Annotated in this window: 20 protein-coding genes and 1 tRNA gene; 1 reads left to right on the top strand and 20 read right to left on the bottom strand. The window is 65.5% G+C overall.

The window, feature by feature from the left end; translation table 11 throughout:
* The first annotated feature begins 23 nt into the window (after positions 1-23).
* Positions 24-2,087: a site-specific recombinase gene (locus ACLFRM_RS01040; RefSeq protein WP_410753734.1), complete on the top strand. Its 2,064-nt coding sequence runs from the start codon at positions 24-26 to the stop codon at positions 2,085-2,087.
* Positions 2,088-2,274: 187 nt separating this feature from the next.
* Here ACLFRM_RS01040 and ACLFRM_RS01035 read toward each other — a convergent pair whose 3' ends face one another.
* The 20 genes from ACLFRM_RS01035 to ispD all read right to left on the bottom strand — a co-directional run bounded on the left by ACLFRM_RS01035 (position 2,275) and on the right by ispD (position 20,392).
* Complete coding sequence (locus tag ACLFRM_RS01035; RefSeq protein WP_410753733.1) at positions 2,275-2,592, bottom strand: DUF2818 family protein; 318 nt, start codon at positions 2,590-2,592, stop codon at positions 2,275-2,277.
* 52 nt (positions 2,593-2,644) lie between these two features.
* Entirely contained in the window at positions 2,645-4,081 is a 1,437-nt protein-coding gene (gene nuoN, locus ACLFRM_RS01030; RefSeq protein ID WP_410753732.1) for an NADH-quinone oxidoreductase subunit NuoN, read from the bottom strand.
* Between the two features lie 10 nt (positions 4,082-4,091).
* A complete protein-coding gene (locus ACLFRM_RS01025; RefSeq protein WP_410753731.1) occupies positions 4,092-5,612 on the bottom strand; it encodes an NADH-quinone oxidoreductase subunit M in 1,521 nt (506 codons plus the stop codon).
* 36 nt (positions 5,613-5,648) lie between these two features.
* The gene (nuoL, locus tag ACLFRM_RS01020) at positions 5,649-7,610 is read right to left on the bottom strand and encodes an NADH-quinone oxidoreductase subunit L (RefSeq protein WP_410753729.1); all 1,962 of its coding nucleotides are present in this window, start codon (positions 7,608-7,610) and stop codon (positions 5,649-5,651) included.
* A 4-nt stretch (positions 7,611-7,614) separates the two neighbouring features.
* Positions 7,615-7,920: an NADH-quinone oxidoreductase subunit NuoK gene (gene nuoK, locus ACLFRM_RS01015; protein WP_058575727.1), complete on the bottom strand. Its 306-nt coding sequence runs from the start codon at positions 7,918-7,920 to the stop codon at positions 7,615-7,617.
* The gene (locus ACLFRM_RS01010; protein WP_410753728.1) at positions 7,917-8,573 is read right to left on the bottom strand and encodes an NADH-quinone oxidoreductase subunit J; all 657 of its coding nucleotides are present in this window, start codon (positions 8,571-8,573) and stop codon (positions 7,917-7,919) included. Before ACLFRM_RS01010 ends, nuoK begins: the two co-directional genes overlap by 4 nt.
* Positions 8,574-8,702: 129 nt before the next feature.
* On the bottom strand, positions 8,703-9,191 hold the full coding sequence (gene nuoI, locus ACLFRM_RS01005; protein ID WP_410753727.1) for an NADH-quinone oxidoreductase subunit NuoI: 489 nt from the start codon (positions 9,189-9,191) through the stop codon (positions 8,703-8,705).
* A gap of 13 nt (positions 9,192-9,204) precedes the next feature.
* Positions 9,205-10,227 (bottom strand): NADH-quinone oxidoreductase subunit NuoH, encoded by a 1,023-nt coding sequence (nuoH, locus tag ACLFRM_RS01000; RefSeq protein WP_410753750.1) that lies wholly within the window; start codon positions 10,225-10,227, stop codon positions 9,205-9,207.
* A 32-nt stretch (positions 10,228-10,259) separates the two neighbouring features.
* Positions 10,260-12,650: an NADH-quinone oxidoreductase subunit NuoG gene (gene nuoG / locus ACLFRM_RS00995; protein ID WP_410753726.1), complete on the bottom strand. Its 2,391-nt coding sequence runs from the start codon at positions 12,648-12,650 to the stop codon at positions 10,260-10,262.
* A 28-nt stretch (positions 12,651-12,678) separates the two neighbouring features.
* Positions 12,679-13,986: an NADH-quinone oxidoreductase subunit NuoF gene (gene nuoF, locus ACLFRM_RS00990; protein WP_410753725.1), complete on the bottom strand. Its 1,308-nt coding sequence runs from the start codon at positions 13,984-13,986 to the stop codon at positions 12,679-12,681.
* 4 nt (positions 13,987-13,990) lie between these two features.
* Positions 13,991-14,488 (bottom strand): NADH-quinone oxidoreductase subunit NuoE, encoded by a 498-nt coding sequence (nuoE, locus tag ACLFRM_RS00985; protein ID WP_410753724.1) that lies wholly within the window; start codon positions 14,486-14,488, stop codon positions 13,991-13,993.
* Entirely contained in the window at positions 14,488-15,741 is a 1,254-nt protein-coding gene (locus ACLFRM_RS00980) for an NADH-quinone oxidoreductase subunit D (protein ID WP_410753723.1), read from the bottom strand. Before ACLFRM_RS00980 ends, nuoE begins: the two co-directional genes overlap by 1 nt.
* A 3-nt stretch (positions 15,742-15,744) precedes the next feature.
* Positions 15,745-16,440 carry an NADH-quinone oxidoreductase subunit C gene (locus ACLFRM_RS00975; RefSeq protein ID WP_410753722.1) on the bottom strand — a complete coding sequence of 232 codons (696 nt, stop codon included), beginning with the start codon at positions 16,438-16,440 and terminating at the stop codon, positions 15,745-15,747.
* 33 nt (positions 16,441-16,473) lie between these two features.
* Positions 16,474-16,953 (bottom strand): NuoB/complex I 20 kDa subunit family protein, encoded by a 480-nt coding sequence (locus ACLFRM_RS00970; RefSeq protein WP_058575719.1) that lies wholly within the window; start codon positions 16,951-16,953, stop codon positions 16,474-16,476.
* Positions 16,944-17,300, bottom strand: coding sequence for an NADH-quinone oxidoreductase subunit A (locus ACLFRM_RS00965; protein WP_410753721.1), 357 nt, complete (start codon positions 17,298-17,300; stop codon positions 16,944-16,946). The genes ACLFRM_RS00970 and ACLFRM_RS00965 overlap by 10 nt, the downstream gene beginning before the upstream one ends.
* Before the next feature lie 137 nt (positions 17,301-17,437).
* Positions 17,438-17,522, bottom strand: a tRNA-Leu gene (locus tag ACLFRM_RS00960).
* A 55-nt stretch (positions 17,523-17,577) separates the two neighbouring features.
* Positions 17,578-17,985, bottom strand: a complete 408-nt coding sequence (gene secG / locus ACLFRM_RS00955) for a preprotein translocase subunit SecG (RefSeq protein ID WP_410753720.1) — start codon at positions 17,983-17,985, stop codon at positions 17,578-17,580.
* A complete protein-coding gene (gene tpiA, locus ACLFRM_RS00950; RefSeq protein WP_410753719.1) occupies positions 17,982-18,752 on the bottom strand; it encodes a triose-phosphate isomerase in 771 nt (256 codons plus the stop codon). Before tpiA ends, secG begins: the two co-directional genes overlap by 4 nt.
* Positions 18,753-19,125: 373 nt before the next feature.
* Positions 19,126-19,629, bottom strand: a complete 504-nt coding sequence (gene ispF, locus ACLFRM_RS00945) for a 2-C-methyl-D-erythritol 2,4-cyclodiphosphate synthase (protein ID WP_410753718.1) — start codon at positions 19,627-19,629, stop codon at positions 19,126-19,128.
* Positions 19,622-20,392 (bottom strand): 2-C-methyl-D-erythritol 4-phosphate cytidylyltransferase, encoded by a 771-nt coding sequence (gene ispD / locus ACLFRM_RS00940; RefSeq protein ID WP_410753717.1) that lies wholly within the window; start codon positions 20,390-20,392, stop codon positions 19,622-19,624. Before ispD ends, ispF begins: the two co-directional genes overlap by 8 nt.
* Positions 20,393-20,402: the final 10 nt, after the last annotated feature.

The raw sequence follows: 20,402 nt of genomic DNA, 5'->3' as shown, positions 1-20,402 counted from the left end.
CGCCCTTCCCACAGGATCGCCCCATGCCCCAGCAGTTGCTCCGGACACTTGTCGAACGCCATGCGGACGATCCCGTCGCCACGCTGGTCGCCATCATCGACTGGCTGCGTCCCGGCCCGGCGGAGGATGCCGCGGCGGCCATCGAGCGCATCGAGCGACTGCAGGCCGCTCTCGAGGCCGACCCCGGCGCGCAGCAGGCCCTGCACGAGCGCCTGGGGGAATGGCTCGACCAGGCACGCTTCTTCCAGATCCTGGCGGGACTGGGCCTGTTCTCCCGGCGCGGCTTTCTGCGCGAGCTGGGCCAACGTATCTACGAGCGCCTGAACCCCTCCCCTGCCGACCCGATGAACGCGCGAGACGTGTTCTACCTCGCCTTCCACGAGGCCGACGATCCCGACTGGGTGGCGCAGGTGCCGCCGGCCTGCTGGGAACGACTGATGCGCACGCTCTGGCCGTGGGAGCCTGACGAGGCCGGGCAGAGAGGCAGGGACCGCCTGACCCGCGAGGCACTCTACGCCCTGGAGATGCTGGCCATCTGGATCGCCGCCGAGGAATTCGAGCCCGACATCCTGCGCCTCGACCCAAACATGGCCACCCGCGATTCCAGCTTCATCGCCCTGCAGCGAGAGGTCGGCGCCTACGTGCGCGACTACATCGGCTGGCTGGAGGGCAAGCTCGAGGACTTCTACGACGACGCCCACATCCGCGTGCTGCTCGAGCAGTGCCGTGAGGAGGTCGAGCGCCTGCGCCGGCGCGCGGTCACGCGAGGTACCAGCATCTCGCTGACGCATTTGCTCGAACGGCTCGGCCAGACCATCGCCCGGATCGAACGCCTGCTCGACATCCTCGATCCCAAGGCCTGCGATCAGTGCAGCGACCGCGCCACCGCCCTGTTCACCGAGCTGGTCGAAGCCAGTTCAGAACGCCACGGCATCCGCCCGCTGATCCGCCGCAGCATGCGTCAACTGGCGCGCAGCGTCACCGAGAACGCCGGTGACAAGGGCGAACACTACATCGCCGCCGACCGCCCCGCCTATTTCCGAATGCTGGCTTCCGGACTGGCCGGGGGGCTGGTCATCGCCGTGATGGCCCTGATCAAGATCCACATCCTGGAAAGCGGCTTCGCGCGCCTGCCCGAAACCGTGCTGGTCAGTCTCAATTACGGGCTGGGTTTCGTCCTTATCCACATCCTGCACGGTACGGTGGCCACCAAGCAGCCGGCCATGACGGCGGCGAGCATCGCCGGACAGGTCGAGCTGGGCGAACGTGGCCGGGCGAATCCCCGCAAGCTCGCCGACCTGCTGCTGCGCGTCGGGCGTACCCAGTTCGTCGCCATCGCCGGCAACGTCATCGCCGCCCTGTCGCTCGCCTTCGTGATCGCCTGGTGGTGGCAGCAACAGGCCGGCACCGCACTGATCAGCCCCGAGCGGGCCGACTACATCCTCGAGGGCATCAACCCCGTGACCGGGCTGGCGCTGTTCTACGCCGCCATTGCCGGCGTCTGGCTGTTCCTCTCGGGGCTGATCGCGGGCTTCTTCGACAATCGCGCCGCCTACCTGGGCCTCGAGGCGCGCCTGCGCGAACACCCGCTGCTGCGACGGTTGCTGCCGGAAAGGGCGCGCCATCGTCTGGCCGCCTACATCGATGGTCATTACGGTGCCCTGATCAGCAACTTCGCCTTCGGCATCATGCTCGGCTCGACCGGTTACGTGGGCTACCTGCTCGGTCTGCCGCTCGACATCCGCCACGTGGCGTTCTCCTCGGCGGACCTGGGCTACGCCATGTCTCACGAATTCGCCGGCCCGCTGATGTTCGCCCTGTTGCTGGGATTCGTGCTGCTGATCGGCGCGGTCAACCTGACGGTGAGCTTCGCCCTGGCCCTCAACGTCGCCCTGCGGGCGCGCGGAACGCGTATCTCGCGTCCGCTCAACCTGTTGCGGGCCTACTGGCACCTCGTCCGTCAGCGCCCGTCCAGCCTGGTCTATCCACCGGCCGCTGACGGTGACACATCGACGGAGGACGCGCCCGACGACAGCGCACCTGGGACGCCATCTCGCGACGAGCCCGGCAACCACGGCGATCGATGACAGGGCGTCGCCGAACGGCCCGGCAGGGATTACCCCACCCATGGAGCAACGCTGGCGAGCGATCCCACTGCCGGCAGAGCCAGCGCGCCACACCGGCCACGAGTACGAAAAACCGCCAGTGAGCCTTGCTCGACTGGCGGTCTTTTCCGGCGCTTTCCTGGCGAGGCCCGGAGACCCGGGGCGACGATCAGGCCTGCAGGTACTTGCGCAACTGGTACTGCCAGATGAAGCCGATTACCGAGAATACCGCGAAGATCGACGCGCTCACGGCCCAGAACTCCCAGCCCTTGGGCTCGATGCCGCCGATCGAGTATTCGAGGTAGAGGCCGATGCCGATGCCGATCACGAAATACACCAGCCACTCGACGATACGCCACCAGAAGGACTTCTGCCGTCCCGGCGGCGCGACCGGGATCACCAGGAACAGGCGCTGATTGAGAAACGGCAGGTTCGCCAGTACGAACAGGCCGATCAGGTAACTCGCGATAATCCAGTCGGCGATCATGAAGGTCTCGTCTTGAAGGCTTGGTGAGCGTATTGGCCCCGGGGAGTTCCCCCTAGAGGCCGAAGGCGCCGGCGCTCAGCGCGGTCAGGCCGGTCGGGTACAGGCCGAAGACCAGCATCGACGCACCGCTGAGGATCAGCACGCCGCGCACGTTGGCATCGGCCTGGATGGGGCTGGTGTCCTCCGGCTGGTCGAAATAGACCATCTTGACGGCGCGCAGGTAGTAGAAGGCGCCGATGACCGCGGTGACCACGGCAAAGGTCGCCAGCCACCACAGCCCGACCCCTACGACAGCCTGCAGCACCGCAAGTTTCGCCCAGAAGCCGAAGGTGAACGGAATGCCGGCCATGGAGAACATGAGAAGCAGGAAGACGAACGCCATCACCGGGCTGCGATCGTTCAGCCCCTTGAGGTCGTCGAGACTCTCGGCCTCGAAGCCCTGGCGCGCCAGCAGCAGGATGATGCCGAAGCCGCCGACGGTCATCGCGGCGTACGCGATGGTGTAGAACAGCGCCGCGGCGTAGCCCTCGTTGGTGCCGGCCAGCACGCCCAGCAGGATGAAGCCGACGTGACCGATGGTCGAGTAGGTCAGCATCCGCTTGAAGCTGGTCTGGGCGATCGCGACCACGTTGCCGATCGCCATCGACAGCATCGCCACGACGATCAGCATCGGCTGCCAGTCGGCGAACAGCGGCCCCATGCCGTCGACCAGCAGGCGCAGTACCAGCGCGAGCGCGGCGATCTTGGGCGCGGCGGCAAGATACAGGGTCACCGCGGTCGGCGCGCCCTCGTAGACGTCCGGCAGCCACATGTGGAACGGGGCGATGCCCATCTTGAACACGGCACCGACCACGATCAGCACCACGGCGGCCTTGAGTGCCATGGAATCCTCGCCACCGGCGACCGACTCGGCGATGGCGGTCAGCGTCAGATCGCCGGTCACGCCGTAGAGCAGCGACATGCCGTAGAGCAGGATGCCCGAGGCGAGCGCACCGAGGACGAAGTACTTCATCGCCGCCTCGGAGGCCCGGCCGTCGTCGCGCTTGAACGCGGTCATGGCGTACATGGCCAGCGACATCAGCTCGAGGCCCAGATACAGCAGGAGCAGATGGTTCGAGGAGATGGTGATCATCATCCCCAGCACGCCGAACAGGCCGAGCATGTAGTACTCGCCCTTGTCGATGCCGCGCTGGCGCAGGTAGGTGCGCGAGATGACGAACACGGCGGCGACCATGACGTAGACCACCAGCTTCATCGTGTCGGCCATCGGGTCGTTGACCACCATGTCGCCGAAGCTCATGCGCACGCTGTCGTCCATCTGCACCAGGGTGATCACGAACAGCGCGATGAGCGTGAGGATCGAGAGCACGAAGCTGACCGCCGGCCCGCGCTTGGGCAGGAACGGGTCGACGAGCAGGATCAAACAGGCCATCGCCGCGAGGACGATTTCGGGCAGGACCGGTTGCAGGTTCAGTGAGGCGAGTGTCATAGGGAACGTCTTACAACTTGGTGGTCAGCGCCTGTTGCGCCAGGTTCTCGATCGAGGCGTGCATGACCTCGACCAGCGGGTTCGGCCAGACGCCGATCAGCACGATAAGGAACGCGAGCACGCCCAGGATCCACGCCTCGCGGAAGTTGAGATCCTGGAGGGTCTTGACGCCCTCGTTCTTCACCTCGCCGAAGATCACGCGCTTGACCATCCACAGCGTGTAGGCCGCGCCGATGATCAGGGTCAGCGCCGCGGCGAACGCGATCCAGAAGTTCGCCTTGAACGCGGCGAGGATGACCATGAACTCGCCGACGAAGCCCGAGGTGCCCGGCAGGCCCACGTTGGCCATCGCGAACAGCACCACCAGCGCGGCGAACCACGGCATGGTGTTGACCACCCCGCCGTAGGCCGAGATGTCACGGGTGTGCAGCCGGTCGTAGAGCACGCCGATCGAGAGGAACATCGCCGCCGAGATCAGCCCGTGCGAGATCATCTGCACCATCGCGCCCTCGAGCGCCAGGGTCACGCCGCTGGCCGAGGCGTTGTCCGGGTTGGCGACGATCATGTAGATCACGAACAGGCCCAGGGTCACGAAGCCCATGTGCGAGATCGAGGAATAGGCGACCAGCTTCTTCATGTCCGACTGGACCATGGCGACCAGACCGATGTAGACGATCGCGATCAGCGAGAGGGCGATCATCAGCCAGTCGAGCGTCGCGGCCGCATCCGGCGTCATCGGCAGCGAGAAACGCAAGAAGCCGTAGCCACCGATCTTGAGCATGATCGCCGCCAGGATCACCGAGCCGCCGGTAGGTGCCTCGACGTGGGCGTCCGGCAACCAGGTATGCACCGGCCACATCGGGATCTTGACCGCGAACGCGATCAGGAAGGCCAGGAAGATCAGGATCTGCTCGGTCAGCGTCAGCGGCAGCTCGTGAAGCACGGGAATCGCGAAGCTGCCCGACTGGAAGTACATGTAGATCAGCGCGACCAGCATGAACACCGAGCCGAGGAAGGTGTAGAGAAAGAACTTGATGGTCGCGTAGACGCGCTGCGGGCCGCCCCAGATGCCGATGATGATGAACATCGGGATCAGCATGCCCTCGAAGAAGAAGTAGAAGACGATGGCGTCCATGGCGGCGAAGGTGCCGTTCATCATCCCTTCCATGATCAGGAAGGCCGCCAGGTACTGGTGTGCCTTGTCCTTGATCACTTCCCAGGCGGCGACCACCACCAGCACGGTGGTGAACGTGGTCAGCACGATCAGCGGCATCGAGATGCCGTCGACGCCCAGTGCGTAGTCGATGCCGAAGGCCGGGATCCACGGCAGGTGCTCGACGAACTGCATCGCCGCCGTCTGCGTGTTGAAGCCGACGACCAGGCCGAGGCTGATCACGAACACCAGGACGGAGACGATCAGCGCGAACCAGCGCGCCGAGACGGCACGCCGTTCGCCGAACAGCATCACGGCGAGGCCTGCCGCGATCGGCAACCAGACCAGCAGGCTCAATATGGGCCAGGAGTTCAGCATCGAACCGTTATCCTTCGCTTGTTATCGGTATGGGCGTTACGCGCCGACGAACACGATCCAGGTCAAAAGGCCGATCAGGCCGAGGATCATGACGAACGCGTAATGGTAGAGGTAGCCGGTCTGGATCAGCCGCCAGGTGCGGGCCATGCTGCCCACGACCTTCGCCGAGCCGTTGACCAGCCAGCCGTCGATCGCGCCGAGATCGGCGCCCTTCCACAGGCCGCGACCCAGCATTCGCGAGCCGCCGGCGATCACGGTGTTGTTGAAGCTGTCAAAGCCGTAGCCTTCCTCGAGGATGCGCCTGGGCCAGGCGAAGACGCGAGCGAACAGCGGCGGCAGGACCTTGGGCAACCCGAGATACATGATCGCCGCGGTGGCCACGCCGGCCAGCGCCATCCAGACCACCGGCGTGGTCCAGCCATAGAGGAACATGCCCCAGGCGCCCTTGAACTGATCTTCCAGCGTGGCCATCGCGCCGTGGGTCGCCAGCACGCGGATCGAGTCGTCGAAGTAGGCACCGAACAGCATCGGCTCGATGACCAGGAAACCGATGATCAACGACGGCACGGCCAGGAGCACCAGCGGCACGGTGACAACCCTGGGCGACTCCTTGGCGTGCGAGGCCGTGTGCTCGTCCATGCGCGACTCGCCGAAGAACACCAGGAACAGCATGCGGAAGGTGTAGAAGGCGGTCACGAACACGCCGATGAACAGCGCCCAGTAGGCGAACTCGGCCCCCGGCAGCTCGGAGGCGGCCACGGCGTAGATGATCGACTCCTTCGAATAGAAGCCCGAGGTGCCGGGGAAGCCGATCAGCGCCAGCGCCCCGATGAAGAAGGTGGCAAAGGTGATCGGTAGCGTCTTCGCCAGACCGCCCATCCGGCGCATGTCCTGCTCGTGATGCAGCGCGATGATCACCGAGCCGGCCGCCAGGAACAGCAGGGCCTTGAAGAAGGCGTGCGTCATCAGGTGGAACAGCGCCGGGCTGTAGGCCGACACCCCCAGGGCGGCGGTCATGAAGCCGAGCTGCGAGAGCGTCGAGTAGGCGATCACGCGCTTGATGTCGTGCTGGACGATGCCGAGCAGCCCCATGAAGATCGCGGTCACCGCTCCGATCACCAGGATGAACGACAGTGCGGCATCGGAGAGCTCGAACAGCGGCGAGAAGCGCGCCACCATGAAGATGCCGGCGGTGACCATGGTCGCCGCGTGGATCAGGGCCGAGATCGGCGTCGGGCCTTCCATCGAGTCGGGCAGCCACACGTGCAGCGGCACCTGTGCCGACTTGCCCATCGCGCCGATGAACAAGAGGATCGCGATCACGCTGACCAGCGACCACTCCACGCCCGGCCAGTACTCGACGGTGATGTCGGCCAGCTCGGGCAGACGCTCGAAGACGGTCGCGTAGTGCAGCGAGTCCGTGTACATGAGGATCGCGGCGATACCGAGCAGGAAGCCGAAGTCCCCCACACGGTTGACGATGAAGGCCTTCAGGTTGGCGAAGATGGCCGACTCGCGCTTGTACCAGAAGCCGATCAGCAGGTAGGAGACCAGGCCCACCGCTTCCCAGCCGAAGAACAACTGCAGCAGGTTGTTCGACATCACCAGCATCAGCATGGAGAAGGTGAACAGCGAGATGTAGCTGAAGAAGCGCTGGTAGCCCGGGTCATCGTGCATGTAGCCGATGGTGTAGATGTGCACCATCAGCGAGACGGCGGTGACCACCACCATCATCATCACGGTGAGGTTGTCGACCAGGAAACCGATGTTGAACTCGAACAGGTCCGAGGCGATCCAGGTGTAGACCGTGCCGTCGAACGTGCCCAGCCCGCCGAAGACGTGCATGTAGAAGGCATACAGCGAGGCGGCCAGCGAGATCGCCACGCCGATGATGGTGACCCAGTGGGCGCCGGACCGACCGATCTGTCGTCCGAACAGGCCCGCGATGATCGAGGCGATCAGCGGGGCGAGCACGACGGCAAGATAAACCTTTTCCATTGAATCAGCCCTTCATCTCGGTCAGGTCTTCGACGTTGATCGTGCGTCGATTGCGGAACAGCGTCACCAGGATGGCCAGGCCGATCGCCGCCTCGGCCGCGGCCACGGTGAGAACGAAGAAGACGAAGGCCTGCCCGTCGATGTCGCCGGAGAAGTGCGAGAACGCCACGAAGTTCACGTTCACGGCCAGCAACATCAGCTCGATCGCCATCAGCAGCACGAGCACGTTCTTGCGGTTGAGGAAGATGCCGGCGACGCTGATCGAGAACAGCAGGCCGCCGAAGATCAGGAACTCGGACAGGCTGATCATGAGTTTTCCTTATCCTGTTTGGCAGAAGACTCGTCCGACAGGTCGCCACGGCGAGTCTTGTCGGCATCCAGCGAGGCGATGCGCACGCGATCCTCGGCACGCACCCGCACCTGGGCGTCGATGTCCTGGTAGTGAACGCCCGGCCGGCGACGGTGCGCCAGCGCGATCGCCGCGACGATGGCTACCAGCAGGATGAACGCCGCGATCTCGAACGGGTAGACGAACTTGGTGTAGAGCACCTGGCCGATAGCCAGGGTGTTGCCCGCGTCCGCCGGGGCCGGCTCCGGTGACGGGTAGAGCTCCAGGCCGAAGCTCGCCGGGCCGAGGATCAGCGCCAGTTCGATGATCATCACCAGGGCGACGAACACGCCCACCGGCAGGTTGCGGATGAACCCCTCGCGCAATGGCGCGATATTGACGTCGAGCATCATCACCACGAACAGGAACAGCACCATGACCGCGCCGACGTAGACGAGCAGCAGCACGATACCGAGGAACTCCGCCTCCATCAGTATCCAGATCAGTGCGGTCGAGAAGAACGTGAGCACCAGGTACAGGGCGGCATGCACCGGGTTCCTGACCGTCACGACCCGGATGGCGGCAAGCACCGCGACCGAGGCAAACACGTAGAAAAGGATCTGGTAGAGCGACATGACTATCCTTCTGCTGGGAGCGGGTGCCCGCCCCTGAGCCGGTTGACCGTTGTTTCGTTCGTTTCTCGGACCCGGGCCCGGCGGGACGTTACCACGACCGCACCCCTCCCGGCCCGTTACCGTACTGCGTTATCGATAGGCCGCGTCCGCGAGCCGGTCGGCGGCGATCTGCGACTCGAGGCGATCACCAATCTCGAGGAGCTTGTCCTTGGTCATGATGTTCTCGCCACGTTTCTCGAAGTGATACTCGTAAACCCTTGTCTCGACGATGGAATCCACCGGGCACGCCTCTTCGCAGAAGCCGCAGTAGATGCACTTGAACAGGTCGATGTCGTAGCGCGTGGTCCGGCGCGTGCCGTCCTCGCGCTGCTCGGACTCGATGGTGATCGCCAGCGCCGGGCAGACCGCCTCGCACAGCTTGCAGGCGATGCAGCGCTCCTCGCCGTTCGCGTAGCGACGCAGGGCGTGCAGGCCCCGGAACCGCGGTGACTGCGGGGTCTTCTCTTCCGGGTACTGGACGGTGTACTTGTGACCGAAGAAGTACTTGCCGGTCACCGACATGCCGAGGAACAGCTCCCACAGGAACCATGTCTTGAAGAAATGCTTGATCGCGTTCATAGCAAGCTACCCCTTAGCCGAACCACGGGCCGAGTTCGAAATAGAAGAACACGCCCTCGACCGCGATCCACAGGATGGTCAGCGGGATGAATACCTTCCAGCCCAGGCGCATGATCTGGTCGTAGCGGAACCGCGGGAAGGTCGCCCGCAGCCAGATGAAGACGAACAGGAGCAGCGAGATCTTGAGCAGGAACCAGACGATGCCCGGCACGAAGGCGAACACCGGCTCGAGGAAGGTTCCCTGGAACGGCGACAGCCAGCCGCCGAGGAACATGACCGCGGCCAGTGCCGAGATCAGGATCATGCTGGCGTACTCGGCGAGCATGAACAACGCAAACGCGATCCCCGAGTACTCGACGTGGAAGCCGGCGACGATCTCGGACTCGCCTTCGGAGATGTCGAAGGGCGCGCGATTGGTCTCGGCCACGCCGGAGACGAAGTAGACCACGAACATCGGCAGCAGCGGCAGCCAGTACCAGTGCAGGATGCTGCCGTCCTGGCCGCGGACGATGTCGGAGAGGTTGAGGCTGCCCGCCACCATCAGCACGCCGACCAGCGCAAAGCCCATTGCCAGCTCGTAGGCGACCTTGTGTGCCGCCGAACGCATGCCGCCGAGCAGCGCGTACTTCGAGTTCGAAGCCCAGCCGGCGAGGATCACGCCGTAGACGCCGGCCGCGCCGATCGCCAGCACGTACAGCAGACCGGCGTTGATGTCGGCCAGCACCCAGCCGTCGTCGAACGGGATGACCGCCCAGGCGACCAGTGCGGCGACCAGGATCAGGATGGGTGCGAGGTAGAAGATGAACTTGTTGGCGACCGTCGGGGTGATCACCTCCTTGAACATCAGCTTGAACACGTCCGCGAACGGCTGGAACAGCCCGCGCGGGCCGACCCGGTTCGGGCCGATGCGCACGTGCATGTAACCGATGACCTTGCGCTCGGCGAGGGTCAGGTAGGCGACCGCCACCACGATCGGCATCACGATCACCAGCGTGAGCAGCACGTGCACCACGAAGTACTGCCACGAGGGCGACATCCAGCCGATGACCGGGGAAAGCCATTCGGTGATCATGCGGCGACCTCCACCTGAATTTCTACCGAGCCGGCACGCGGCGCGAGCTCACCGGCGTGCGTGCCGCTGAACACGACCACGCTGCCCGGCGCGACGCGCGGATCGATGCGCATCGGCAGCTCGGCCCGCCGGCCGTCCTGTTCGATGGCCGCGGTCATGTCGTCCGCCCAGCCCTCGCGCTCGGCATCTGCCGGGTTGACCAGCACGTGACGCTGTAGCTCCGCCTTCTCGGTGCCCTGCAGCGGCGTGGCACGACGGATGACCGGATCGATGCCGTACATGGCGACCGGCGCGATGCGGTGGTAACCGCCCTGCTCGCCGGCTGACGGCAATTCGAACCGGGCCTCGGCAAGTGATGTGGTCTTGTTCTCCAGCGCCACCTCCTGGCAATGGCTCTGAAGCTCGCGGCGCACCTCGGTGACGGCCATGTAATCGAATCCGTTGAGGTCGAGCAGGTTGCCCAGCACCCGCAGGATCTTCCACGCCGGGCGCGACTCGCCCAGCGAACGTACCGCCCCGTTGACCGATTGCCAGCGGCCTTCGCCGTTGACCCAGGTGCCAGCCGTCTCGACGGCGGTGCCCATCGGCAACAGCACGTCGGCATAGCGCTTCATCGCCGGGGTGACGAAACTGGTGATCGAGACCACGCAGCCGGCCGCCTCGAGTCGATCGATCGCCGCCAGGCCGGCGGCCGAGTCGTGCTCCGGTTCCACGCCCTGCAGGATCATCGCCTCACAAGGCGAGGCCAGCATGTCGGACGCGTTACGGCCGTGACCGACGGCGTCGGCGCCCCCGGCGGCACGATGCGGCACGGCACCGGCCAGCCAGGCACCGGCGGCGTTACCGCCCTGCGAGACGATGCCGAGCTGCGTGCCGGTCAGGCGAGCGAGTTCGGCGGCCACCGCCCGGATCGCGGCAAAATCCGGCGCGTTCTGCGCCACGGCACCGAGGAAGATCGCCCCGTTCTCGGCTGACTTGAGTTCCTCGACGATCGTCGCGGCATCCTCGACGTTGGCGACCGGGTGATCGGCCAGGCTCGAGGGGATTTTGCCACCGGCGGCCTCGAGGAGCGCCAACAGGCTGCCCAGCTCGCCACCCTCGCCTACCCGGCTCGGGGCCTGGCGCGCCGGGAAGGTCAGCTCCTGCTCGTAGGGGTGAATCAGGGTAATGCGTGCCTGGTTGTTCAGTGCGGTCTGGCGCAGGCGGTGCCCGAACAGCGGCACCTCCTCACGCACGGCCATGCCCACGGTCAGTGCCGCATCGAGCTCGGCGATCGCCGGGATGTCCATGCCCAGCCACGGCATGACCGGATCGTCGGCATCACCGGAGAAGTCGGTCTGGCGCAGGCGGTGATCGATGTTGTTCGAGCCCATGCCGCGGACGATGCGGGCGGCGAGGTACTGCTCCTCGAGGCTCGCGTTCGGCGAGACCAGCGCGCCGAGCGCGGTCGGGCCCTGCTCGTTGACGATCCGCTGGATGCCTTGGGCGGCCGCCTCGAGGGCCTCGTCCCAGCTGGTCGTCACCCATTCGCCGTCCCGCTTGACCATCGGGCGGGTCAGTCGATCGTCGGTGAACAGACCGGTGTAGGCGTAGCGGTCGCGGTCGGCGATCCAGGTCTCGTTGACCGCGTCGTTGTCGCGCGGAACGGTGCGCATCACCCGCCCTTCGCGGGTGTGGATGTAGAGGTTCGAACCGAAGGCGTCGTGCGTGGACAAGTGCTTGTGCTGGACCAGCTCCCAGGGACGGTGCGTGTAGCGCGACGGCTTGGCGGTCAGCGCACCGACCGGACAGAGATCGATGACGTTCCCGGAGAGCTCGGAGGTGACGCTCTTGGAGATATAGGTGCCGATCTCCATCTGGTCGGAGCGACCGGTCGCACCGAGCTCCTTTAGCCCCGCGATTTCCTCGCCGAAGCGCACGCAGCGCGTGCAGTGGATGCAACGGGTCATGTCGGTGGCGATCAGCGGGCCGATGTCCTTGTCCTTGACCACGCGCTTGGCCTCGGAGTACTGGCCCACGCCCTCGCCGTAGCCCATGGCCACGTCCTGGAGCTCGCACTCGCCGCCCTGGTCGCAGATCGGGCAGTCGAGCGGGTGGTTGATCAGCAGGAATTCCATGGTCGAGCGCTGGGCGCTGATCGCCTTGGGGCTGCGCGTGGAGACCTTCATGCCCTCGGAAATGGGGGTCGAACAGGCCGGCAGCGGCTTGGGCGCGCGCTCGACTTCCACCAGGCACATGCGGCAGTTGGCCGCGATCGACAGCTTGCGGTGATAACAGAAGCGCGGGATGTTGATCCCGGCCTTGTCCGTCACCTCGATCAGCATGTCCCCCGGGTTGCCCTGGAGGGTCATGCCGTCGACTTCAAAGGTAATCTGCTCGTCACTCATACCTGGAAACCTGCTTGCACGGCCGGCCTTAGGCCGCCTGGGATGCGCGGTCGACCATGCTGTGGCCGTGCTTGATGTAGTACTCGAATTCCGGTCGGAAGTGCTTGATGAAGCTCCGTACCGGCGTGGCCGCCGCGTCGCCGAAGGCGCAGATGGTGCGCCCCTCGATCTTGCTGGCGACGTCGTCGAGGCGGTCGAGATCCTCGAGCGTGCCCTTGCCGTCGATAATGCGATTCAGCATGCGGAACAGCCAGCCGGTGCCTTCGCGGCACGGGGTGCACTGTCCGCAGGACTCCTTGTAGTAGAACCGGGCGATACGCCGCAGGGCCTTGACCATGCAGGTGTCCTCGTCCATCACGATCAGCCCGCCCGAGCCGAGAAAGGTGCCGGCCTTGGCGATCGAGTCGTAGTCCATGTTGGTCTCGAGCATGATCTCGCCCGGGATGACCGGCGAGGACGTCCCGCCCGGGATCACGGCCTTGCACTTCTTGCCGTCGCGCACGCCGCCGGCCATTTCCAGGAGATCGGCGAACGGCGTGCCCATCGGAATCTCGAACACGCCCGGCTTGTTGACGTGGCCGGAGACCGACCAGATCTTCACGCCACCGCTGTTCGGCACGCCCAGATCGGCGAACCACTGCCCGCCGTTGCGCATGATCGCCGGCACGGAGGACAGCGTCTCGGTGTTGTTGACCGTGGTCGGCCGACCGTAGAGGCCGAAGTTCGCCGGGAACGGCGGCTTGAAACGCGGCTGGCCCTTCTTGCCCTCGAGCGATTCGAGCAGCGCGGTCTCCTCGCCACAGATGTAGGCGCCGGCACCGAGCGAGCCGTAGAGGTCGAAGTCGACACCCGACCCCTGGATGTTCTCGCCCAGCACGCCGTACTCGTAGGCCTCGCGCACGGCCTGCTCGAAGCGCTGGAACACCAGGTCCGAGAACTCGCCGCGCATGTAGTTGTAGCCCTTGGTCGCGCCGATGGCGTAGCCGGCGATCGCCATGCCCTCGACCAGCGCGTGCGGGTTGTTCATCAGGATCTGGCGGTCCTTGAAGGTGCCCGGCTCGGACTCGTCGGAGTTGCAGACGATGTACTTCTGCCCCGGCGCGTTGCGCGGCATGAACGACCACTTGAGCCCGGTGGGAAAGCCCGCCCCGCCACGACCACGCAGATTCGAGGTCTTGACCTCCTCGATAATCAGCGCCGGGTCGGTCTTCTCCTCGAGGATCTTCTTCCAGGCCTGGTAGCCGCCGGACTCGAGGTAGGCCTCCAGCGACCACGGCTGCTCGTGGTCGAGCGTGGCGAAGCAGACCGGGGTGGAACTGACGTAATTGAAACTCATGGCGTCAATCCAGCTTGTCGAGAATCTCGTCGACCTTTTCAGGCGTCAGATTCTCGTAGTAGACGTGATCGACCTGCATCATCGGGCCGCCGCCGCAGGCCGCGAGGCATTCCTCTTCCTTCTTGAGCAGGATCCGGCCGTCGGGGGTCGACTCGCCGGTCTTGATCCCCAGCTTCTTCTCGCAGTGCTCGACGATCTCGTCCGAGCCCATCAGCGAGCAGGCGATGTTGGTGCACACCGAGACATGATGGCGGCCGCAGGGCTTGGTCTCGATCATCGAGTAGAACGAGGCCACCTCGTAGATCGAGATGGGCTCCATGTCGAGGTATTCGGCGATCGCGTCCATCAGGTCGACGGTGACGTGACCGTCGTTCTGGTGCTGAACGATCCGCAGGGCAGCCAGCGAGGCCGACTGCTTCTGGTCCTCGGGGTAGCGCGCGAGCCAGCCGTCGATCTCCTCGCGGGTGTGATCGGTCAGCAGGTGGAGTTTGCTCTCGGTCATCAGCGGTCGACCTCTCCGAATACGATGTCCTGGGTGCCGATGATCGCCACGACGTCGGCCAGCATGTGGCCGCGCGACATCTCGTCCAGCCCCGACAGGTGGGCAAAGCCCGGCGCCCGAATCTTGAGACGGTACGGCTTGTTGGCCCCGTCTGAGACCAGGTAGATGCCGAACTCGCCCTTGGGGTGCTCCACGGCCGCGTAGGCCTCGCCCTTCGGCAGGGTGTAGCCCTCGGTGAACAGCTTGAAGTGGTGGATCAGCGACTCCATGTCCGCCTTCACCTCTTCGCGGCGCGGCGGCGCGACCTTGTGGTCCTCGACCATCACCGGGCCCGGGTTCTTGCGCAGCCAGTCGATGCACTGGCGGATGATGCGGTTCGACTGGCGCATCTCCTCGACACGCACCAGGTAGCGGTCGTAGCAGTCACCGTTAACCCCTACCGGGATGTCGAACTCGAGCTGGTCGTAGACGGCGTAGGGCTGGTGCTTGCGCAAATCCCACTCCACGCCGGAACCACGCAGCATCGGGCCGGTGAAGCCCATCTGCAGCGCACGCTCCTTCGAGACGATGCCGATGTCGACCGTGCGCTGTTTCCAGATGCGGTTGTCGGTCAGCAGGGTCTCGTACTCGTCGACGTACTTCGGGAAACGCTCGGTGAAGTCCTCGAGAAAGTCGAGCAGCGAGCCCTGACGGGCCTCGTTCATGCGCTTGACGTCCCGCTCGCTGTGCCACTTCGAGGCCTGGTACTTCGGCATGCTGTCCGGCAGGTCGCGCGCCACGCCGCCCGGGCGATAGTAGGTGGCATGCAGGCGGGCACCCGAGACCGCCTCGTAGCAGTCCATCAGGTCCTCGCGCTCGCGGAAGGCGTACAGGAACACCGCCATCGCGCCGATGTCGAGCGCATGGGCACCGAGCCACAGCAGGTGGTTGAGGATGCGGGTGATCTCGTCGAACATCACCCGGATGTACTGGGCACGCTCGGGGAGCTCGAGATCCAGCAACTGCTCGATGGCGCGCACGTAGGCGTGCTCGTTGCACATCATCGAGACGTAGTCGAGCCGGTCCATGTAGCCGATCGACTGGTTGTAGGGCTTGCTCTCGGCGAGCTTTTCCGTGGCACGGTGCAGCAGGCCGATGTGCGGGTCGGCACGCACGACCGTCTCGCCGTCCATCTCGAGCACGAGGCGCAGCACGCCGTGGGCCGACGGATGCTGGGGACCGAAATTCAGGGTGTAGTTGGCGATTTCCGGCATCTATCAGCCCTCGTCGAGGTCAATGTAGCGGCTGTCGTCGCGGTGCACCTTCGGCACCAGCACGCGCGGCTCGATCGAGACCGGCTCGTAGACCACGCGCTGCTTCTCGTCGTCGTAACGCACCTCGACGTGGCCGATCAGCGGGAAGTCCTTGCGGAACGGGTGACCGACGAAGCCGTAATCGGTCAGGATCCGACGCAGGTCCGGGTGATCGTCGAACAGGATGCCGAACAGGTCGAACGCCTCGCGCTCGAACCAGTTGACCCCGGCCCAGACCGACACCACCGACGGCACCGCCGGGGCCTGGTCGTCCGGGCAGTAGACCCGGACACGCAGGCGCCAGTTGTGGGTATAGGACAGCAGGTGCGCGACCACGGCGAAACGCGGACGACCCAGGTCGCCCACGGCCGGCTCGTCGCCGAACTTCAACCAGCCGCTGGTGTTGGGCTCGACGCCCCGGCTGTAGCCGGTGTAGGACACCGTCTCCTCGCCGGCCCACTCGTCGCGACCGTACTCGAGATAATCGATGCCGCAGATATCGACGCACTGCTCGAAACGCGTGGCCTCGCTCGACTCGAGGCGCTGGGCGACCTCGCGCCAGTGCCTGGCCTCGACCTCGATGGTCAGCTCACCACGATCGAAGGTCTGATCGACGATGTAATCGCCGATGGTTTCCTTGAGGGCCGTTTGCAGGTTCATGGATGAGGCTACCCCTGTGCTTGCCGGTACCCGTCAGGCACGCGCGATGGTGTTGGTGCGACGGATCTTGTTCTGCAACTGGATGATCCCGTACAACAGGGCCTCGGCCGTCGGCGGGCAGCCGGGCACGTAGATGTCGACCGGCACGATCCGATCACAGCCGCGCACCACCGAGTAGGAATAGTGGTAGTAACCGCCACCGTTGGCGCAGGAACCCATCGAGATCACCCAGCGCGGCTCGGCCATCTGGTCGTAGACCTTGCGCAGTGCCGGGGCCATCTTGTTCACCAGGGTGCCGGCCACGATCATCACGTCCGACTGACGCGGACTGGGACGGAAGACCACCCCGAAGCGGTCGAGATCGTAGCGGGCCGCGCCGGCATGCATCATCTCGACCGCGCAGCAGGCCAGGCCGAAGGTCATCGGCCACAGCGAGCCGGTGCGGGCCCAGTTGATCAGCTTGTCGGCCGAGGTGGTGACGAACCCCTTTTCCAGAACGCCTTCTACTCCCATTCCAGCGCCCCCTTCTTCCACTCGTAGATGAAGCCGATCACGAGCACGCCGAGGAAGATCGCCATCGCGCCCAGGCCGAAACCGCCGATGTCCTCGAGCGCGACGGCCCAGGGGAACAGGAAGGCGATCTCCAGGTCGAAGATGATGAACAGGATGGCGACCAGGTAGTAGCGGATGTCGAACTTCATGCGCGCGTCCTCGAAGGGCGCGAAACCGCACTCGTACGCATCCAGCTTGGCCGCATCCGGCCGGTTGGGTGCCAGCACCTGACCGACGACCAGAAGCCCCAGGGAGAACAGGGTGGCCACACCGAAGAAGATCAGGATAGGAATGTAGCCTTCAAGCATCTGACACCCTCTTGCTCGAAACCCGGCCGGGTCGATCCCGACCGGTTTTTTCTGCGCGTTCGACCGCCTTGCGCGCGCCGCGGCAATATCTCCACGGCAACGTACAAGAATAGCGAATCGAACCGGAAAAGTGTGTTTGGTGCGGACGGTGGGACTCGAACCCACACGGCTTTCGCCACTACCCCCTCAAGATAGCGTGTCTACCAGTTCCACCACGTCCGCTTTGATTGTCAACCGAATCAACGCTAGATCCGGCCGTAACGGCGATTGCCCGCCGTTACTGTCCGGGCACGTCCGACGGCGATTGGGTGCTGCCGTCTTCGTCCCCAGAGGGTGCCGCCGAGTTCGAGGATGGGACGTCGGTCGGCTTGTCGGACGGGGTGTCTCCGTCCTTGTCTGACGCGTTTCCACTCTCGGAAACGGGTGCAGAATCTACCACGCTCGAGGGCTCCTGGGAAGTGTTAATCACGTAGGCAAGCAACAGACTGGTGCCGAAAAAGGCCACCACCATCCACCCCGTCACCTTCTGCAGGGTGTTTGCCGGCCCACGCGCCCCGTGAACGGTGCCGGACGCGCCCGAACCGAACGCGGCGCCGGCATCCGCACCCTTGCCGTGCTGGATGAGCACCAGCCCGATCAGGGCCAGTCCCAGCAACACGTGGATGATGATTACGATTGTCGTCATTGCTTACCTACCGTGTCCGCCGCGGCGCGGCAGATTCCCAGAAAGTCTTCGGCCTTCAGCGAGGCCCCACCGATCAGCCCGCCGTCGATGTCGGGCTGCGCGAGCAGCTCGGCCGCGTTGCCCGGCTTCATCGAGCCACCGTACTGGATGCGCACCGACTGGGCGATGCCCGCGTCGTGATCGGCCAGCTGCCCGCGGATGAACGCGTGCACGGCCTGGGCCTGCTCGGGGGAAGCCGTGCGCCCCGTGCCGATCGCCCAGACCGGCTCGTAGGCGATCACGATGCGAGCGAACGCCCGGATGCCGTTGCCACTGATCACCGCGGCAAGCTGGCGGCGCACGACGGCCTCGGTCTCGTCGGCCTCGCGTTCCTCGAGCGTCTCGCCGACGCAGAGGATCGGGGTCAGCCCGGCCGCGAGTGCGGCCTTGACCTTGGCACTGACGATCTCGTCGGTTTCGCCATACATCGTACGGCGCTCGGAGTGGCCCAGGATCACGTAACGGGCGCCGACGTCGGCGAGCATCGGCGCGGCGACCTCGCCGGTGAAGGCGCCCTTGTCGTGCTCGGAACAGTTCTGTGCGCCAACGTCCAGCCCGGTCGAGCCCGAAAGCCGAGCGACCTCGTGCAGATAGACGAACGGCGGGCAGACGGCCACGTCGATAGCCTCGAGGGCCGGCATGCCGTCGAGCACGCCCAACACCAGCGATTCACTGTCGGCCAGCGTGCCGTTGAGCTTCCAGTTTCCTGCGACGATCGGTTTACGCATCCGATGGTTCCACTTGTTTCGATGAGCTGTCCGTCAGGTCCCCGACCGACGGTCGCGGACCCCCGAGGAACCTCTGCCCGAATGCCAAACCGCTCTGCGCGTCTTGAGCCGGGTAGATGCAAGGCGTTCGTCCGCAGCGGAAGGGTCTTTCCCTTTCCAAGGACGACAACGCAGCAGATACCCGGCTCAAGGCGCGCCCTTCGGGGCCTGTCGAGCCGCCCGTGCTCGGCGTTGCGTCGTCTTGACGTGGCCACCGGCACGCCGGCGACCACGCGCCTTGATCACGAACGGCTCGACAGGCCAGAGCGGCATGGCATTCGTGCTGAGGTTCCTTAAAAACGGGCGACAAGCCTACTTGGCCGCCCCCCATAAATCAATCCGCCGGTGCCCGGCGCGCCAGCATGGCTACCGCCTCGGCCGCAATGCCCTCGCCCCGACCGGTAAAGCCGAGTTTCTCCGAGGTGGTCGCCTTGACGTTCACCTGTCCGACCCCCCAGCTACCGGCCGCGGCGATCGCCTCGCGCATCGGCTCGATCCAGGGCGCCAGCTTCGGGGCCTGGGCGATCACCGTCGCGTCCACGTTGACCAGGCTCCACCCGGCCTCCTCGACCAGCGCGACCACGCGCGCCAGCAGGTCGCGGCTGTCCGCACCCTCCCAGGCGGGATCGGTGTCCGGGAAGTGCCGGCCGATATCGCCCTGCCCCGTCGCGCCCAGCAGGGCATCGCAGATGGCGTGGAGCAGCACGTCCCCGTCCGAATGCGCGCGAAACCCCCGATCAAACGGAATGCGGCAACCACCGATCCAGAGGTGATCCCCCGGCTCGAAGGCATGCACGTCGAAACCGTGGCCGATACGAAAGGCAAGCGGGTCAGTCATGCAGCACTCCCTGGCGCCGGAGGATGGCATGCGCGATACCAAGATCCTCCGCGTGGGTGATCTTGAGGTTGTCGGTGGCACTGTCCACCGCCCGCGGCGACAGGCCCAGGCGCTCGATTGCCGATGCCTCGTCGGTGATCGGCGCACCCGCGGCCAGTCCCCGCTCGATCGCGGCGAGCAATACCCCTACCGGGAACAGCTGCGGGGTCAGGGCATGGCGCAGCGTCTCCCGATCGACGGTGGCAGTCACGCGCCCCTCGGCATTCACACGCTTGATGGTGTCGCGCACCGCTGCGGTCAGCAGTGCCCCGTCGGGGTAACGAGCCGCGGCCAGCAGCCGATGCAGGTCGCCTGGCGCCACGCAGGGCCGCGCCGCGTCATGGACCATCACCCATTCGGCCAAGCCTTCGCCCGGCAATCCCCCGGACAGCACGTCCCAGCGATCCCGGAACCAGGCCAGACCGTTGCGCACGCTCTCGGCGCGAGTCTTGCCGCCGGCGACCCGGTGGATCGGCACGCCGGCGACATCAAGCGCTGCCAGCGCACCACTCGGCGCCCCTTCGCCGGTGACCAGCACCACGCCGGCCAGGCCCGGCAGCCCGGCAAAGCGCGACAGGGTGATCTCCAGCACCGACCGACCGCCCAGCTGCCGGTATTGCTTGGGCGTATCGCCACCCATGCGCGCACCGAAGCCGGCGGCCGGCACCAGGAGCCACCAACGACCGGCCGCCGCCGGCGTGGCGGCGGCCGGGGGCCATGTCATGCCGTCGGCA

This window comes from Guyparkeria sp. (assembly GCF_046540515.1).
In the GTDB taxonomy this organism is placed as follows: Bacteria; Pseudomonadota; Gammaproteobacteria; order Halothiobacillales; family Halothiobacillaceae; genus Guyparkeria.
The sequence above is the reverse complement of the archived record's forward strand: the minus strand, read 5'-3'. Positions and strand labels throughout refer to the sequence as shown.